This window comes from Vibrio sp. 10N.247.310.98 (genome assembly GCF_041467395.1).
Lineage (GTDB): Bacteria > Pseudomonadota > Gammaproteobacteria > Enterobacterales > Vibrionaceae > Vibrio > Vibrio crassostreae_C.
The window spans coordinates 22,948-39,516 of sequence record NZ_JBFSUL010000047.1 but is presented as its reverse complement, the minus strand read 5'-3'; the positions used below and the strand labels follow the sequence as shown (position 1 = coordinate 39,516).

Annotated in this window: 17 protein-coding genes and 1 pseudogene; 10 read left to right on the top strand and 8 right to left on the bottom strand. The window is 39.5% G+C overall.

Annotated elements, in window-relative coordinates:
* The first annotated feature begins 288 nt into the window (after positions 1–288).
* Together AB6E78_RS17010 and AB6E78_RS17005 are read left to right on the top strand one after the other, a co-directional pair.
* A complete protein-coding gene (locus AB6E78_RS17010) occupies positions 289–441 on the top strand; it encodes a hypothetical protein (protein ID WP_156168086.1) in 153 nt (50 codons plus the stop codon).
* Between the two features lie 104 nt (positions 442–545).
* On the top strand, positions 546–1,610 hold the full coding sequence (locus AB6E78_RS17005; RefSeq protein ID WP_372133983.1) for a glycosyltransferase family 2 protein: 1,065 nt from the start codon (positions 546–548) through the stop codon (positions 1,608–1,610).
* A 208-nt stretch (positions 1,611–1,818) separates the two neighbouring features.
* Here the strand turns inward: AB6E78_RS17005 and AB6E78_RS17000 are convergent, their stop codons facing one another.
* From AB6E78_RS17000 to AB6E78_RS16990, 3 genes are read right to left on the bottom strand one after another with little or no spacing between them, the layout of a single operon-like run.
* Positions 1,819–2,100, bottom strand: a complete 282-nt coding sequence (locus AB6E78_RS17000; RefSeq protein WP_372091478.1) for a hypothetical protein — start codon at positions 2,098–2,100, stop codon at positions 1,819–1,821.
* A complete protein-coding gene (locus AB6E78_RS16995) occupies positions 2,100–2,927 on the bottom strand; it encodes a CPBP family intramembrane glutamic endopeptidase (protein ID WP_136977905.1) in 828 nt (275 codons plus the stop codon). Before AB6E78_RS16995 ends, AB6E78_RS17000 begins: the two co-directional genes overlap by 1 nt.
* A gap of 18 nt (positions 2,928–2,945) precedes the next feature.
* Positions 2,946–3,194 (bottom strand): hypothetical protein, encoded by a 249-nt coding sequence (locus AB6E78_RS16990; RefSeq protein ID WP_017062000.1) that lies wholly within the window; start codon positions 3,192–3,194, stop codon positions 2,946–2,948.
* Positions 3,195–3,591: 397 nt separating this feature from the next.
* On the opposite strand from AB6E78_RS16990, the gene AB6E78_RS16985 reads away from it, so the two are divergent.
* Positions 3,592–4,830, top strand: a complete 1,239-nt coding sequence (locus tag AB6E78_RS16985) for an HlyD family secretion protein (RefSeq protein ID WP_017062001.1) — start codon at positions 3,592–3,594, stop codon at positions 4,828–4,830.
* A gap of 56 nt (positions 4,831–4,886) precedes the next feature.
* On the opposite strand, the gene AB6E78_RS16980 is transcribed toward AB6E78_RS16985, so the two are convergent.
* The 3 genes from AB6E78_RS16980 to AB6E78_RS16970 form a co-directional block, all read right to left on the bottom strand.
* The gene (locus tag AB6E78_RS16980) at positions 4,887–6,440 is read right to left on the bottom strand and encodes a TcdA/TcdB catalytic glycosyltransferase domain-containing protein (RefSeq protein WP_372133982.1); all 1,554 of its coding nucleotides are present in this window, start codon (positions 6,438–6,440) and stop codon (positions 4,887–4,889) included.
* Positions 6,409–6,909, bottom strand: a complete 501-nt coding sequence (locus AB6E78_RS16975; protein ID WP_017062003.1) for a hypothetical protein — start codon at positions 6,907–6,909, stop codon at positions 6,409–6,411. The genes AB6E78_RS16980 and AB6E78_RS16975 overlap by 32 nt, the downstream gene beginning before the upstream one ends.
* Positions 6,910–7,002: 93 nt before the next feature.
* Positions 7,003–7,188 (bottom strand): hypothetical protein, encoded by a 186-nt coding sequence (locus AB6E78_RS16970; RefSeq protein ID WP_017062004.1) that lies wholly within the window; start codon positions 7,186–7,188, stop codon positions 7,003–7,005.
* Between the two features lie 420 nt (positions 7,189–7,608).
* Here AB6E78_RS16970 and AB6E78_RS16965 point away from each other — a divergent pair, with 420 nt between their 5' ends.
* The 5 genes and pseudogenes from AB6E78_RS16965 (at position 7,609) to AB6E78_RS16945 (ending at position 13,776) form a co-directional block, all read left to right on the top strand.
* Positions 7,609–9,711, top strand: a complete 2,103-nt coding sequence (locus tag AB6E78_RS16965; RefSeq protein WP_120459742.1) for a peptidase domain-containing ABC transporter — start codon at positions 7,609–7,611, stop codon at positions 9,709–9,711.
* A 274-nt stretch (positions 9,712–9,985) separates the two neighbouring features.
* Positions 9,986–10,213, top strand: coding sequence for a hypothetical protein (locus AB6E78_RS16960; protein ID WP_372133981.1), 228 nt, complete (start codon positions 9,986–9,988; stop codon positions 10,211–10,213).
* A gap of 93 nt (positions 10,214–10,306) precedes the next feature.
* Complete coding sequence (locus tag AB6E78_RS16955; RefSeq protein WP_372133980.1) at positions 10,307–10,927, top strand: DUF922 domain-containing protein; 621 nt, start codon at positions 10,307–10,309, stop codon at positions 10,925–10,927.
* A 447-nt stretch (positions 10,928–11,374) separates the two neighbouring features.
* Positions 11,375–12,519, top strand: a pseudogene (locus AB6E78_RS16950) (ISL3 family transposase).
* Between the two features lie 354 nt (positions 12,520–12,873).
* Complete coding sequence (locus AB6E78_RS16945) at positions 12,874–13,776, top strand: hypothetical protein (protein ID WP_372133979.1); 903 nt, start codon at positions 12,874–12,876, stop codon at positions 13,774–13,776.
* An 813-nt stretch (positions 13,777–14,589) separates the two neighbouring features.
* On the opposite strand, the gene AB6E78_RS16940 is transcribed toward AB6E78_RS16945, so the two are convergent.
* Positions 14,590–15,129, bottom strand: coding sequence for a recombinase family protein (locus AB6E78_RS16940; RefSeq protein WP_132974785.1), 540 nt, complete (start codon positions 15,127–15,129; stop codon positions 14,590–14,592).
* Between the two features lie 217 nt (positions 15,130–15,346).
* Between AB6E78_RS16940 and AB6E78_RS16935 the strand changes: the two genes are divergently transcribed.
* Complete coding sequence (locus AB6E78_RS16935) at positions 15,347–15,607, top strand: type II toxin-antitoxin system Phd/YefM family antitoxin (protein ID WP_017061972.1); 261 nt, start codon at positions 15,347–15,349, stop codon at positions 15,605–15,607.
* A complete protein-coding gene (locus AB6E78_RS16930) occupies positions 15,607–15,909 on the top strand; it encodes a type II toxin-antitoxin system RelE/ParE family toxin (RefSeq protein WP_017061973.1) in 303 nt (100 codons plus the stop codon). The genes AB6E78_RS16935 and AB6E78_RS16930 overlap by 1 nt, the downstream gene beginning before the upstream one ends.
* A 3-nt stretch (positions 15,910–15,912) precedes the next feature.
* Here the strand turns inward: AB6E78_RS16930 and AB6E78_RS16925 are convergent, their stop codons facing one another.
* A complete protein-coding gene (locus tag AB6E78_RS16925; RefSeq protein ID WP_372133978.1) occupies positions 15,913–16,449 on the bottom strand; it encodes a recombinase family protein in 537 nt (178 codons plus the stop codon).
* Positions 16,450–16,569 lie beyond the last annotated feature (120 nt).

Below are 16,569 nucleotides of genomic sequence, written 5' to 3'. Positions count from 1 at the left end.
TATCATAATGGCAAAAACACTCAGCAAACTACCCCATATAATAAATTTCTTATGACTTTTATTCATCATATTACACTCAAAGTTTTATTAATTATAAATTAAATTTATTTCATTTAAGAAACTACCACATAACGTCAGTTATACTAGTTCATTTTATATAATTTATTATTTAATTAATTAGTAATGGTCATTAAAAATTATACTATCCTTGACGGTTAGATACGCTTTAGTATGGTAATCCCATCATGCTAATAGGTATATGACTAACTTTTACTAAGGAATATTATTATGTCTAAATTATTAACTGAAGAAGAAATGATGTTGATTGGTGGTGGTTGCAGTCGTGGACTTTCTAGGGCTTTAGATAGATACAGGGAAAATCGTAATAGTGCCGGGGCTAAAGCGGCACGTCGACCGGAAAGGCGCTGCTCTCAGCGCTAATACCTTTCGAGAGTATAGATATTATACATCTACTAAAGCGCTGACTAGTTAGCCAGTGCTTATCTTAGTTCTATAGACAAAACCCAGAATAAAAGATTAACGACATGGTTAAATTATCATCATACATAATCTGTAAAAATGAAGAAGAGAGTATCAAAGATGCTATCCTTTCACTCTTCAATCATGTTGACGAAATAATTGTAGTAGACACTGGTTCTAAAGATGAAACTATTAATATAATCAAAAGTATCAAATCTAAATTAATAAAACTTTACCATTTTGAATGGGATGATGATTTTTCTTCAGCGAGAAATTTTGCTTTATCTCAAGTGAGCTATGAATGGGTCATTACCATCGATGCTGATGAAATAATAAAAGAACAGTTCAATCTAAAAGAAGTTATTCTTTCGGCACCAGAAGGCACCAACGCCATATGTCCTTACATAGTCAGTGTTACTGAAGATAAAAAGGAGAAAGGCTATTCCATTCCTAGAATGTTTAAGACATCAGATTTCTATTACTACGGGTATGTTCATGAACAACTAACGCCATACAATAGTAAAATACAATGTTTAAGCCAGATATATATCATACATTCGGGGTACAAAAATGATATAATCATAAATAAAAACAAACTTAAAAGAAATACACGACTTAACAAAAAGAACGTTAAAGAGTTCCCGACGGATCTAAGGTGGGTTTACTTTTCAATTAAAGAAGACTGCCAAATTGGTAACTATCAAAATGCTCTTAACTTTTTAGGGCAAGTTAAGAGTAATGAGAACCAAGATGACACTTATATCGCAGGTTGCTACTGTTATTTACTATTCTCACTGATTTTTTCGTCACGACTTACTGAGGCTAAAATTCTTCTGAAAACAGCAACACTTAACCAGAGTGATAACGATTACTTTGAGGCTTTGACTTTGCTCTATGAGGTAGAGGCTTATAAAGAACATATACAAGAAATTATTGCCAATATCACAAGCACTCACGGTTCCAGTATTGACACTAACGGCTTTCATATTGATATGCTTCGAGCAAAGTTAGAGATAATGAATCAAAACTTTTGTGAAGCATTTGCCTTGTTTGGTAGCCACAACTCTAGAGGTCGAGTAATGTCTCGCTCACTTGAGAGAAAGTTAGTGGAAGCTTTGGAGTCTTTATGAAGCTATTTTGCCAAAACTGCAAAAAGTACACTCCACATACCATAGAGCACGATCGATCTACCTCCTTCCTTGGAAAAATTTGTGAATTACTGCTTGGGGGATATGGTTACTCAAATTCATACAAGAATATAAAATGCAATGTATGTGGTACCCGCTATAACAAAGATTCACACGAAACTACATATTTTGATGGTGACGATAATAGCCTCTAAATCAAAGTTAACACGAAGCTTTTAATCATTAATATCGAGCCCAAAGTTAACAAGAACACAACCGCCCGGTAATTATTTTTATTGTCCGTCACTTCAGTACTACTCCGGCCACCTTGAGCAACCAAAGCACTCAGAGCTAAGACCACAATGGCGCTGTAAGCGTAGTAATCGCTTAACGAATACTGTTTGAAAAATGGAACTAACAACCAAAGTACGCTTAAAAAGAATAAGGCGATATTTAAGTAAATAAGTATAAGAAACATTCTTCTTGTTAACATTACTCCTCCCTAAACTCTCTTCGCTGATAATAAATAAAGAGCAAAAACAACACCAGATAACCCGCTTGCAGCGCAATAATACTAATGTCAACTGCCTCCCAAGGATTAAAGTGAAGCTGTGTTATCAAGTAATAAACAAGGTCATAAAGTAAAATAAACAAATTATGACCAGCATGAATGGCAATGACCACTTCTAAGCGGCGATATCGCTCAAAGACCCAGCATAAAAATATCCCTGACATAAAGGCGTAAAGTGCCCACTGATGTATTGAAGCGAATATTAGGCTTGAGAGTAATGCTGCGCAGGTAACCCCAAAAACGGATCTTAAAATAACAAACAACAAATAACGAAAGAGAAGCTCTTCTATCACGGGAGAAATAAACACACCGTCCATAACGCTGCTTAACACACTCAACCAATCAATCACACCATCATAAGCTGAAAACAAAGGCGTGAAATTGTAGGCTTGGACCTGCCAATAGCCTGGAGAAAACCAATCAAAAACAATATATTGAATATAATTTGATACAGAATTCAATGAGATCAAACCAAGCAATACCAATACGCCTTCACCCCATGTACATGTGTTTCTAGGCCAAGAGGTTGAATACTGCTTCCAATGCTTATCTCGCCGAGCACTAATAAACAACGTGGAAAAAGCGATAACGGGTAACAAGTAGTAGGCGATAACGGAGTAGAGCACTCGATCCAAACTCGGATTAAGTGCCCACTCTCGGGTAATGAGCAGGTAGTAATCAAGCAGAATATAACTTGGAAAAAAATAACCTATATAGATTACCACCACAGCAAAGATCATTAACCGCATCGTAAATTACTCCGAAACCTAACGGCCTCCAATACGGTTACTGCCACCTTTGTCGTGGCGGTCATTCATATCGCTGCGCGAACGAGAACGAGCCTGTGCAGCACGATCTCCCGAGCTATCTCTTCGCTGGCGATATTCGCTATAACGAGCTCTTGCAACTGGTGCGTGTGCTCTATCAAGCGAATCACGGATCCAGCTTCCAATTCCACGACCAGGATTCCCTCCAACAACTTGCTCAATCTCATGAACAGTAGCTAATACTTTCATTGTTAAACTCTCCCTCATACATAAAACATCATAAAATCCACGGTTCCAAGAGAGAGCGGACGGACAACTGACCTGTCGGTTTAAAATCTGTTGCATTCCGACCTAACCTCCCTGCTTGGATGTTAAAAATTAACGTGCTTATTCGGGAGGAAGTATTTAATTATTGCTAATTTATGATGAGGCATTGAGTTTCTTAGTTCTTGATTATTCGATTGGTTTTCCTTTGCATCAAGAGAGTTCCTCCCCCAAAAAATCACTCGTAATTACTGTTTAATAAGCTGAGTTTTTTCTCCGCTCCTTCTAGCATGGAGAGAGCCCCTAACTATCCATAAACTTGCAATTTGACCTAAACAGTCTAAGGCACTAATCCAAGGAATAAACAGAAAAAGGAATTATTATGTTATTTCGCCGACAAGTTCTTGAAGCAAAAAAACAAACGCTAACAGGTCGCGTCGTTTTAATTCAGCCACTGTCCTTGTATGGTATCAGTGCGGCACTTTTCGCTCTCTTTGTTCTCATCTTGTTCTATCTTTCGCAATTTGAGTTCGCACGTAAAGAGACAGTGAAGGGATACCTAGCCCCACAAAAAGGCGTCATCACTTTATATTTTGCTCGTTCAGGGGTACTCAATCAGCTCTGGGTAGAGGAAGGACTAGAAATCACAGAGGGCCAGCCGATTGCACGGATTCAAAATAGCCAAGGCTTAACCAGTGGAAAAGAGCGAACCACAGCTCTCATTCAAGAAATAGACACACAGTTGAAAATGTTGGAAAAAAAGCGAACCATTTCTGACGCCCTGTTTAACAAGCAAACTCTCACTTTGCAGCACCAGTTAGAGCGCCTGAATCAAAGTTTAAGCGCAATTAACAAAGCCAAACAAACCAACACCATACGCCTTGACCTACAAACCCAACTCTATGAAAAACGACAAACCTTATCTCAAGATGGATACCTTTCAGCAACAGCCTTGATAGAAGCTCAAGAAGCGTTATTAGAATACCAAGAAGCGAATCAAACAATAGATAAAGAGGTGAGTTCGCTTCAGGTCGAGATAACACAAATACAAACCCAGCAACAGTTGCTGCCTGAACAACACAACTTAAAACTACTTGAGATACAACAACAGATCTCTTTATTACAGGCCCAAAAAGTAGAGCTAAACAGCGAATATGAATTTACACAGAAAGCGCCCAAGCAAGGCACTGTTACAGCGATTCAGGCTAAAGTAGGGAGCCAAGTATCCCCAAGTACACCGATTTTAAGTATCATCCCCACCAACTCGCCCCTTGAGTTAGAATTACTCCTACCTACCCGCTCTGCTGGTTTTGTTCAACAAGGTGATACCGTCAATATCCGCTTTGATGCTTTTCCTTATCAGAAATTCGGCTTAATGACTGGTGCTATCACGAGCATTGACAAAGCTTTGATCTTGCCAAGTGACAAAGCCCTCCCCATTAAGACAGAACAAGCCATGTATCGAGTAACAGCCTCTTTACCAGATCAATTTATGAACGCCTATGGTGAAGAATTTCCATTGAAAACAGGCATGTTAGCTGAAGCTGATATTATTTTAGAAACGCGCACACTCCTAGAATGGTTACTTGACCCAATATACGCGATTCAAGGTAAGCTTTAATGAGCGAACCGCACTAAAAAAGTCAGCTTGAATGTTAGACAATGACTAAAATCGAACTAATCAGAAAAGAGGTTTTGGTTTCTAAGCCAAGTTGAGCGCATGTGCTCTACTGTAAATTGAGTTTGATGATCAAATGCCATCTTTAAGCCTGGGTGGCTCATTGCGAACGCGACGGCGTTCGGACTGCAGCCTTCAATGTCAAAAACTTCATAAGCAAGCGATATAAGTACTTCTAATACCAATGAAGGCCCAGACAAAAAGAGCGTTACATTATCACTTGATCGTAAATGGTCATACCGATAGTCCGAAAAACGAAGCCAATACTCCTCGCTCTCCATCACTCTATTGTTAACGTCACAGTCGCGAGAGTTGAAAATATCATCAAATATAATGCCGTTATCTTCCATATAACGGTAACGACTGCTCATCATCGTTAAGACAATTCTTATTAACTTGGATCCCTTAGGCGCTATCAGCACATTGTTGTTGAACTCGCCCACACTATTTTTGGCTTTCGTTAATGCCAAACCCTCTTTGTGAACGGGAGGCAAAATAAAAGGGTGGAAAAGTTTATCTTCAGTTATCGCAGCAACATCTTCATGCAAACTTTTGATTTGCTCTTTATCATCATCAAAAAACGTCGCTACGATATTCTCTACTAGCTGATGATCACCTTGGCACCGTGCAAAACGAGTCAATTGCTGAGTTCGAAACACATTCATGACGAGCTCGGCTTTAAGTACATCGACCATGTTATTACTCACCCATTCAGGAAAGCGCCGATTTGTTTTAGGAAAACAGTGCTCAAAACTTGGGAGTGTGTCGAAATCAACGTACATCCCCCCTTGATGATAAAGAACCAACAACCGAACGATATCACTCGCTGCCGCTAAATTATTTCTCAGAAGTACTTCGTACAGGTAGTAAGGTTCTAAATCAAAGCCGCTAAATACAAATAATGAGTCAATTGACGCAATATCTATCAAGGTAACTAGTTTCGTTAGCCGGTAGTAACGATGCCTAACACGATAGAGCCTATGTTCAAGCTCAGTTGCGATGTCGGCATCATAGACTCGAGTATGATCAATTAACCATTCATCGAGGTGTTTCTCCTGACTTGCTACAAACGCCTCAAACCAGTCACTTTGGTGCTTTATCAAGGCCACATCTTCATGACTGCAGTGGTGTAGCCGACAGAGAACGTCCTTAATCTCACTAGCAAGTAAACAGCGGCTATCGTAATAGATGAATGTATCGTCTTGGCAAACTTCTTCCCACACATCAAAATATTCAAGTTGGCGCTCGCCCAAACAACCAATCCAAACAAAAAATACCTTATCTAACATCACAAGGTCTTCTGGTTCGAGCCAACTAATACGCTGTAACACATCTCGAGCAAGGTATTGTTCCTTGTCAGCTAAAAGCAATTCGTCCAATAACCGAATGAAAATAGACACAGATTCGTGATTTACCTGCCCTTGAAGCGCCAGTAACTTCTCTACGAAACCACATGCTTTTTTCTTATCAAACAGCGTGGACTCAGAACTATTGATAAGCTCAAAAACAAGTTGGATATTATTATCTAACGCACTGCCAGCTGTCATATTCATCACCAATTGTCATGGAATCTTCGCGTAACAGCTCTACATCAAACACAGTGCGACGCGTCCCTTTATAGGATGGAGATAGGTAGATTTTTTTGATGTCGTTTAGATACTGTTCACTCAACTCGCCCATGGGTTCGATATCAAAAGGGGCATACTCAAGGCGAAGTTGATGCTGATAAAAGTCCCAGTTTCCTTGAGCTGAAAAAGAGAAGAGAGCTGGCTTGTCTTGATTACTTAAAAAGTATTCAAACGTCCCTTGCGATGAGAAGCTGCCGTCTTTATCCAATCTCAAATGTTCGTTGAGAATGCGGTCACCAATCAACGGGAAAGTAAACCAACACTGCCACCAACCTACCAACGCCTGCCGAGTAATAGGCATGATGGCATTATCTGACATAGAGACAAGAGAAGGCTTGTCAGCCATAGGCAACGGGAATTGAGCGACAAACAGTGATAACAAGTACGTTTTCATAATGTGCTCCATATATAAAAAGGAATACCTGATTTAAGAAAAAAGTGAGGTAAGTGAACGACATACCCCACGATAATCACCTAAAACCAATACCTAAGACGAACGGCTATTACAGCCCCCGCTCCAATCACGGCCCTTTGACGTATTTCCTTTTTTCGTCGCTGCTTTATGCAGCTTTTTAGGTTTAGAGGTACAACCGTCGTATCCCTTCCCACCCACAACTTTATCAAGCATGTCCTCTGAGAGTGACGCTACTTGTTGGCACATAACTTTCTTCATTTCTCATCCTTAACGTAACCAATGTTTCTCCCTGAATAACGCCTGTACAACGCAGCAATAAAACTTGGCACAGAACTGGCGCTTGCGTAAACGGAAGACCTACAGGGGTTTAGCCCTAGCTATATCAAGGCTTAAATACCATCAGAACCACAATTAATTTATGAGTTAATTTATTGATAACCCTCAATTCTTATTGGTTTATCAACCTAGGGGCATAAAAATACTACGAATCAAATGCCCGAATCCCTTATAGATAATTAATCGTAATTTCTCCTTTAATAACATGTCATTATCCGTAAATACTCATAAGGTTGGGTGGAATTTAATTAATAAAAAAGAGCACAGCAACTCGTTGTTCAAACTATAAAAAGCATGAACAGGCACCCAATGAGCACCTCTCACAACCAAAGAACACAGAGTATGTTAGGACACCCCCATAACCTTCTTCATCGATTGCATTACACACATCTAAAACGCGTACCTTTGGTGATGCAATCCGAAGTATCAGAATGCGCATTAGCGTGCGTTGCGATGATTTCCGGATACTACGGTTACCAAATCAATGTCGCCTCACTTAGACGCATGGTAAGGATTGGTACACAGGGCATGAATTTAAAACAGGTCATGGAATTAGCTAATCGAATAAGGCTCACAGCACGAGCAGTACAATGTGAAGTAGAAGAGTTAGATCAGCTTTCTTTGCCATGCATTATTCATTGGGACTTAAACCATTTTGTAGTGCTAACCAAAGTGTGTAATGGAAAGGTTGATATCAATGACCCCGCTCAGGGTAAGCGCCAGTTATCTACAATTGAATTTGCTCGCAGCTTTACCGGTATTGCACTCGAACTACACCCCAGTAGTAACTTTAAAAAACAAGACAAACGCGAGACCATGCGAATTAACCAACTGTGGGAGAAAATTCATGGGTTAAAACGCACCCTAGTTACACTATTAATGTTATCAGTGGTCATTCAAGCCGCCGCATTAATAGCTCCTTATTACATGCAGTGGGTAGTTGATAACGTCCTGCTCAGTCATGACACACCTTTGCTGATGGTTCTCGCATTGGGCTTTGCGCTACTGAACTTGATAAAGACCGGTGTGACCGCTTTTCGTAGCTGGTTCGTTGTGCGATTTAGTAGTGCACTCAATATCCAAATGGGCGCTAACTTATTCCATCACCTGATCAGACTGCCTAATGCTTATTTTGAAAAGCGCCATGTAGGCGATGTTGTCTCTCGATTTGGCTCTATCAACGCCATCCGGGAGCTACTCACAACAGGTATTGTTGAAGCGTTAATCGATGGCTTAATGGCATCCGTTGTCTTAATAATGATGTTTCTTTATAGCCCCCTTCTGACTGGTGTTGTGCTTGCTGTAGTTGGGCTTTCTTTTGTCGTTCAGTGGCTGTTCTATTTTCCTAACCGCCGCATCACTGAAGAATCAATAGTGGCGGAAGCCAAAGAAGATTCCCATTTTTTAGAAAGTATTCGAGCAATACAAACCATTAAACTCTTTAGCCATGAAACACACCGACAAAACAGTTGGCTAAACCGCTATGCAGAAGTGATCAACACCGATATTCAATTAGGGAAACTGGACATCGCAGAAACGACACTCAACGACCTAATTTTTGGGTTGGAGATGGTTATTGTCGTTTATTTAGGAGCTTTGATTGTGATCGAAGGGGAGCTGACGGTGGGAATGTTATTGGCGTTTATTGCGTACAAAAACCAGTTCACGACGAGCATTCTTGCCTTCATAGACAAAATACTGTCCTTTAAACTACTCACCTTGCACTTAGAGCGGCTCTCCGACATCACTTTACATACCCAAGAAGATTCACCAGGCCAAGCTTCACTTCCCCTGCCAGTGAAAGGTCATATTAAAGTTGAGAACGTCAGCTTTCGTTATTTTGACCAAGCACCTTGGGTGCTAAACCAACTCAGTTTTGAAATAGAGCCTGGAGAAAGTATCGCAATCACCGGCGAATCTGGATGCGGCAAGACAACCTTACTTAAGCTCCTTCTTGGGTTACTCTCCCCGACGACTGGAACCATTTACCTAGATGGTATCGATATCCAAAAGCTAGATAAAACAACGTATCGTTCACACCTAGGAAGTGTGATGCAAAATGACACTCTACTTTCAGGAACACTGAGCGAAAATATCACCATGTTTGATAGCCCATATGATGAAGAAAGATTAAAAGAGAGTTGTCGCCACGCTAACATTTTAGCCGAGATTCAACGACTACCATTAGGCTTTTATTCTTTGGTTGGAGACATGGGAAGTAGCTTTTCCGGCGGGCAACTTCAACGTATTTTTCTCGCGCGAGCTCTTTATAAGCAGCCTAAAGTCCTCTGTTTAGATGAATCTACGAGCCACCTTGATGCTAATAATGAAGCTATTATTAACCAACACGTTCAGCAACTAAATATCACTCGCATCATCATTGCACACCGAGCAGAAACCATAGCTTCAGCTACGCGAACCATTCATTTAGAGAAGCCCCAATAGGTGTGAATTTTGACCATAACACTGCAGCCCAGAGTCAAATGGGCAAAGAAAAGAAGGAGATCAAAGAGGGTTGGCCAGTACGGCCAAAAAAATCTAACCGTAACCAAATTAATCAGCATTGATTTTAAACTTAATAATCAGTTATTTATTTAATTTTCGATAGAGGTATCCCACTCTAAATAAAAAGAAATTTGGCTGCTTGAGTGAGTAACGGTTTTAGTGATATTCGTTATGTTGATGTACAAAAAGCAAACTAATCAAAAGGGATATAGATATGAAAAAATTGAGTTTGGATAAGGTTGAAAAAGTAGTAGGAGGCACAGGCCCTCGCCGGGCAGTTCCTCGCGGATGTGGTTGTGGCGGCGGCGGAGGTGGTGGTTACCGAGGAGATAAAGGCCAGCGCCGTCGTGATGGTAATGAAGCGGCTGCGGGTGGTCACGATAGTCGTGGCACCGGTGACCGTAGTCGTCGGGGACAAGGTGGTCGAGAAACCGAAAGGTGATTTTTGAGGTATGGGGGAATTTTCCCCCACTATTTTGCACAGTACCGCCTTTAAGATAAAAGCTGATAGTTCTTTCGAGATGAGGACTAAATTATGAAACCTAAAAAAACTCATAAGATTGCGCTGATTTGTAGCCTGCTACCATATATTGCTAAATCAGAAGTAGTTAAGCACTCTTACCCTTTTAGCAAGCACTATGAAATCTATATTGTAAAAGGGAGAAATCTAGAGCAAGTGGATGCTTCTTTTGAGCAAGCAATGCCAAGTTGGTTGTACTCAGCAGGTTTCGATGCATACACCAAATATCAATATGATTTTAATATCGATGAGGATACGTGTCACATACACCGATTTAGTTTTGAAGTTACATATACTTTGCCACAATTGGTGATTAATGAGGAAAGTAAACAGCTTAAACAGGAATATGAATCATACTTAAATGAGTTATATCAACATGAAAATATACACTGTGCTATCTCAATGGAGATTGTAGATAAGATGTATGATGCTGCACGTTATGGACTCAATAATCCTAAAAAATGTGCTCTCAGCCTCAAGCAAATTAGAATTTTTGAAAATACTCTTCTAGAGGTGAATAAGCAGTTTGACAGGGAGACTAATCACGGCGAATTCCCTAATCTCTCTAGCTTATTAGTTACTCCACAATACTTCGATAAGTGCAAAATCGAACGACAGCCGATAAAAATTCAATGAGCCCCCTCTGCATATGTCTAGATATTCATCAGGATCTCAAGAAGTAACAGATATATGAATGCATGAATAATGTTGGCATGGCTAACAACAAACTGCCCCCACAAAAAAACGTGACAGTAGCATGAGGATATACCCGCAATAAAACACGTTACTTGTGTTTTATTGCACCGCCAATAGCCTGGCTTCCTTGCAGCACGCTTGCCGTGTGGTTGTGGAAATTTACACATAATTGTCCAATTTGAACTAAGGGCCCAATCTACTCTGTTTAGATGAATCTGCAAGCCATTCATTTAGAGATAAACAATCGGTGTGGAGTTTAACAATAAAACCACAACACAACTATGCAAAAAAAAAGGTTCATCGCGGATAAGCGGGAACTAAAAACAAAAACGGTAGTAAGTGATAGAGTTTTATCGCCAAACAAAACCTACACAAACTACCGTTTTCATGTCGAATCATACTTTTCTATCTTCATTCTGGGAAGGCTTTCATATAGTAAAGTCTCATCAGACTGCGTCATTAATAAAGCTCAAGCCATACATGAGTATCAATGGCGGAATGTGAAGGAAGCCACACTGCTGGGAGCCCCCGTTGAGCTGTCCGTTCAAACCCGACGCATCAAGTGCAACCACTGCGGCATTAAAACAGAACGACTATCTTGGTTGGAACCTTATGCTCGTATCACTAACCGTCTACGAAGCTATATAGAACAGTTGTTGCCTCTACTACCTATTAAACATATAGCTCAAGTGACAGGCGTTCATTGGCATACAATCAAAGAGATAGATAAGCGTCGGCTTCAACAAGTAGTACCGCAAGTTGAATGGGGTGAATTAAGGCAACTCGTCATGGACGAGTTCGCCATTTTTAAAGGGCACCGTTACGCGACGGTCATTGCAGATGCGAAAAGTCATCAGGTTATCTGGATAGGACTAGGTCGTAGCCGCAAGGATATTCGACCGTTCTTTGAACAGCTAGGTGAGCACGGCAAAAATATCGAAGCAGTAGCGATGGATATGAATACGGCTTTTGACCTTGAAGTCCAAGAGCATTGCCCAAATGCTCGCATAGTTTACGACTTGTTCCACGTTGTTGCTAAGTTTGGTCGTGAAGTGATGGATAGAGTCAGAGTCGACCAAGCCAATAAGCTAAAACAGGATAAAAAAGCAAGGCAATGGGTCAAGCGTTCGCGCTGGGTGCTATTGAAAAATAAGGATAATTTAAATACACAACAGGAAAACTACCTCACAGAAATATTGAATATGAATCAGGACTTGATGACAACCTACTTACTGGGTGCGCAATTAAAAGAACTGTGGCGTTGCGACTCTGAACTTCAGGCTAAAAACTTATGGCTGGTATGGTGGGAGCAAGTGAATGAGAGTGGCATTAAACCGTTAAAAGAGTTCGCTCGAAAGCTCCGTCCATACCTTCATGGGATCACTGCTTCAGCAAGCTACCCGCTGAATACCTGTACGCTTGAAGGGATAAATAACAAGATAAAGTTAATCAAGCGGATGGGATATGGCTATCGAGATACTGATTACTTCTTCTTAAAGATAAAAGCGGCTTTCCCCGGAAAGCCGCGATGAACCAAAAATAAGCCTTATTTATCAAAGAGATAATTAAAATTTGCTGAATATTTATAGCGCAACAAAACAGTCATTTTGTCGCGCTATTTTTCGTTACCTAATTAATTAACTTATATAAAATTTATTTTGGCGATCTTAGTTATTCATGACTTCAAGTAAGAACTTTGACTAATACCAAAAAAAATCATATAGTTTAGTAGCGTATCCTGAGGCTATACGTGGACTTCCCGCCAAATCTATAGAGAGCCTCAAACAGTAAATTCAAGAATAGTAAACCAAATGGTTATTTTATATTTAGCTAATTATCGGGAAGTGATAGCGACAAATATAAATTTTAACATTGGGAAATCTATCATGAATAAAGAACAAAGTGTTCGAATTATAAAAAAACTACAGCTTCAATCTAGGATATTAGCTAGGGAGGCTGGAATTCCTCTTACAAAGTCTCATTATATATTATACAAGTTCATTTATGAGAAAAACTCCCACATTGATTTATTTGAAGAAATAAAAAATCAAGTAGACTCCCCATTAATTAGAATTCTAATTGCAAATGATGTTAGTGAAATTGCTCGCCATGACTTAAAATACGTGCAAGATAGAATCTATAAATATACAAAACTGATTAGTGAAGAAGCAAAGATAAACAAGTACAAATCTAAAGAAATAATTAAAAAACTATTTCGTTGGCATTCACCCGAATATCTGTTAAAGATAAAACTCAGTCACGATGAAATTATAAACCTAAATTTAATACTTGATGGTATGGAATCTATATATTCAATACCTGGAGATAGTTCCTATTACTTCCTAGCTGAAGGTATCATATCTAAAATCAACAAATTTAATGATAAAGTCTATTACTCAATGAAATCACCTTTAATTTATTTTGAACGATACTTTCTTACCAAAACGCATGAATCATTAGGTTTTGATAACAACCTAATTTGGACATCTACATTTAGTAATATCTTCTATGAGATAGTTGCTGAAAGTAACGGGGTTGCATTACTTAAGATCAAACAGTGTGAACTTCTAAATGTAATTATAGGTACAGGTAAAAGAACAATAATAAGAGAAATATCCAATGGTGAAAGCACTCTTAATTGTAATACATTATATTATGAATCGGATAGTTTTACTGACGAATTTATAAGGCAAAAAACAAAATCTAATTTTTATCTTTTGAATAAGTTAAAGCGTTACGATTTAAAAATCACAGGTAACCTAGCCAAATGGGTTAATGAAAATGAATAATATTAGTCCAGAGTTATTTATAAAATTTTCTTGGTCTTTAAATTACAAGATATCAACTGCTGACTCCTCAGTCTTAAGTGAAAATTTTTTAAAAGAACTATATTCCTTATCTAAATCAAATAACATAGAATTTTACTGTTGGGATTTAACTAATTTCCCTTCAGACTTGGAGATTTTTAAAAGCTTAAAAAATATAGAAAAAATCCAATATAATGACAAAAAAACCATTTTAATTTTCAAAAATTGCGAACCACTTTCCAATCTAAGATGTAGTAACTCATTCTATCTTAGAACACTTTTAACAACTAAGCTTAGTAATAACTTTCAATCTATATTCATTTCTGATAAAGAAAACCTTTTGAAAATCTTCGCTAATAGAATGTCACCTTTTTATCAAAGCCACTATATGATCACAGAGTACGGTAAATAAAGAAGATTCCCCAGATCATGTCCGTGGTACTTACCGTGACAACGCTAAGCGTTGACCAAAATTACAGCTTACGCTGTAATTTTGGAATTGGCATTCATCCACGGGTAAGCCCGTGGTTTTCTTTATTCAAAGAATAAATTATTGATTACTCACCTTCACTGAATTCGTTTTATGGTTCAGTGAAGGTATCTATGATTGTCGCGCTAAAAAAGCAAAAATATTATTGAGAATTTTTCATGTAGAATCACGTGCTTGTCCAATTGCTCGTAACTATTCCTATATATCGTCCCAACGCTTCATAAATATACCACTCAAAATTCGTAATTTAACTTTTGTTTTCAAAGTGCTTTAAAACAAAAGCTACCAAGCAATCACTAGGAACTTCAACCCAACACCTTATAAACCGTTGTTCGACTGCACCCTAACTCTTTGCTGATCGCATGCTTATTTATCCCCTGCTCTGCAAGCTCTTGAATGCGTTGGTGAAGCGTCTTATCAGGAAATCGGCCGAGGTGCCTCCCTTCAGCTCGTGCGCGCTCCCTACCCTCATTACAGCGCTGTAAAATTCGTTTTCTTTCCATCTCTGCGAACGCCGAAATGGTGGTATAAATTACTCGACCGACATCGCTATTAATATCTAAGTCGCCTAAATCATGAAAAACTAAGCCGGCTTTTTTTGCTGCGAGCTGATCGGCAATTTGCAACGCATCGATAGTATTACGGGCAATGCGGTCGACTTTGGTAACGTGAATCACGTCCCCTTCCCTCGCAAAATCGAGCAACAGGTTAAGCTGTTCTCGATCGGAAGATTTACCACTCGCTTGTTCTTGGTAAATTTTGTCACAGCCAATCGCCTTAAGCTGCTCAATCTGAACATCAAGTGTTTGGTCTTGGGTACTGACACGGGCATAGCCAATTTTCATGAGAACTGCCTTAAAGTGAATATTAAGATTGGTTAAATTTAGTGTACATGTTCACTTTATATTTAAAAGACTAACTGGACAGTATTGAGAGGGGCAGCATGTAATGTCCATAAAGTTACACCTTTATGGACAATACATCAGATTACCTTCAATCACAGAATCATACAAATTGGTTAAATCGTTCGATTCGTTTATAATGAACGAAAAGGAGAATATTATGCAATCACTTACTGCTAATACAGCTAAAACCAAATTTGGTGACTTACTGATGAAGGTTCAACGTGAACCTGTACAAATTAATAAGAACGGCTCACCCGTTGCGGTGATGATGTCTTGTGAAGAATATGAACAACTTGAAGCACTCAAATTGATGGTGGTGAAATCACGCTTCGAACAAGCAGAGGCCGATGCTCTATCAGATAACCTGGTCGACGGTAACGACTTCATGAACGCACTTAACCAAGGTAAATTTGATTAATGATGCACTACAAGCTTTCTTCTGCAGCGCAATCTGATCTCATTGAGATTCGTCGCTATACATTAGAGCGATGGGGGCAAACACAATGGACGACTTACTTTTCAGAGCTCAAGCAATCAATGGAGTTACTGGCGAACAACCAGCTGCTTGGCATAGAAGTTTCTGAACTGGGAAAAAACTACTTCCGGTTTCCTTTAAAGCACCATGTGATTTATTACATCCAAAAGCAAAATCACATTGTGATTGCAGCCGTTCTTGGTAAGCACATGTCACCTGCCAAGCACTTTTCACAACTCTCTTAACCCTTAAGCTAATTTAAGGGTTAACCCGCGTCGCTTCATGTAATCACGCAGCGTACTCGGCGCTTCGTCGATCAATTTGGCTGTGGGACGAATCCCCAAGCCCATCTTTAAATACTTCTCTATTTGTTCACGTTTAACATCGAGCTTCAGCTTCTCAGCTTGGCCCTTTGGTCTTCCGAGAATCATGCCATTTTTCTTTCTAGCGGCAAGCGCTTCCTTTGTTCTCATCGAGATAAACTCACGCTCTATCTCTGCCGCAAGTCCTAGCACCGTTGCGGTTATGCGAGATTGCATTGAACCATCTAGCTGCAAATTCTGTTTGGCGATATAGACATTGATCTTCTTTTCCATACACACTTCGAGAACCTCAAGCACTTGTAAAGTAGAACGCGCAATTCGACTGACTTCAGCAAATACGATGCAATCTCCGCTCGTCATGCCCTCCACTAACGCACCTAATTTACGTTGCCGCCATTTTTTCTTACCTGTCACCACATCTTGGCTGTCTGATGAGACTCTTAAATACGCGTAGTTCGCCATGCTTCCTCCTCAACTAAAGGCGATCCAAACTGGACAAGCTGAGCGAAAAAATATGGACGGGTAACAAAGAGTGCGAACAGAGTCAGATAAAAAAACAGCACCGAATGTCGGTGCTGTTTG

Excerpts from the sequence above, each read along its gene's own strand:
- AB6E78_RS16960 (WP_372133981.1), top strand. The coding sequence starts at position 9,986 with ATGAAAAAATTGAGTTTGGATAAGGTTGAAAAAGTAGTAGGAGGCACA.
- AB6E78_RS16985 (WP_017062001.1), top strand. The coding sequence starts at position 3,592 with ATGTTATTTCGCCGACAAGTTCTTGAAGCAAAAAAACAAACGCTAACA.
- AB6E78_RS17000 (WP_372091478.1), bottom strand. The coding sequence starts at position 2,100 with ATGTTAACAAGAAGAATGTTTCTTATACTTATTTACTTAAATATCGCC.
- AB6E78_RS16970 (WP_017062004.1), bottom strand. The coding sequence starts at position 7,188 with ATGAAGAAAGTTATGTGCCAACAAGTAGCGTCACTCTCAGAGGACATG.
- AB6E78_RS16935 (WP_017061972.1), top strand. The coding sequence starts at position 15,347 with ATGCAATCACTTACTGCTAATACAGCTAAAACCAAATTTGGTGACTTA.
- AB6E78_RS16945 (WP_372133979.1), top strand. The coding sequence starts at position 12,874 with ATGAATAAAGAACAAAGTGTTCGAATTATAAAAAAACTACAGCTTCAA.
- AB6E78_RS16980 (WP_372133982.1), bottom strand. The coding sequence starts at position 6,440 with ATGAATATGACAGCTGGCAGTGCGTTAGATAATAATATCCAACTTGTT.
- AB6E78_RS16925 (WP_372133978.1), bottom strand. The coding sequence starts at position 16,449 with ATGGCGAACTACGCGTATTTAAGAGTCTCATCAGACAGCCAAGATGTG.
- AB6E78_RS16940 (WP_132974785.1), bottom strand. The coding sequence starts at position 15,129 with ATGAAAATTGGCTATGCCCGTGTCAGTACCCAAGACCAAACACTTGAT.
- AB6E78_RS17010 (WP_156168086.1), top strand. The coding sequence starts at position 289 with ATGTCTAAATTATTAACTGAAGAAGAAATGATGTTGATTGGTGGTGGT.
- AB6E78_RS16975 (WP_017062003.1), bottom strand. The coding sequence starts at position 6,909 with ATGAAAACGTACTTGTTATCACTGTTTGTCGCTCAATTCCCGTTGCCT.
- AB6E78_RS16955 (WP_372133980.1), top strand. The coding sequence starts at position 10,307 with ATGAAACCTAAAAAAACTCATAAGATTGCGCTGATTTGTAGCCTGCTA.
- AB6E78_RS16995 (WP_136977905.1), bottom strand. The coding sequence starts at position 2,927 with ATGCGGTTAATGATCTTTGCTGTGGTGGTAATCTATATAGGTTATTTT.
- AB6E78_RS16965 (WP_120459742.1), top strand. The coding sequence starts at position 7,609 with ATGTTAGGACACCCCCATAACCTTCTTCATCGATTGCATTACACACAT.
- AB6E78_RS17005 (WP_372133983.1), top strand. The coding sequence starts at position 546 with ATGGTTAAATTATCATCATACATAATCTGTAAAAATGAAGAAGAGAGT.
- AB6E78_RS16990 (WP_017062000.1), bottom strand. The coding sequence starts at position 3,194 with ATGAAAGTATTAGCTACTGTTCATGAGATTGAGCAAGTTGTTGGAGGG.
- AB6E78_RS16930 (WP_017061973.1), top strand. The coding sequence starts at position 15,607 with ATGATGCACTACAAGCTTTCTTCTGCAGCGCAATCTGATCTCATTGAG.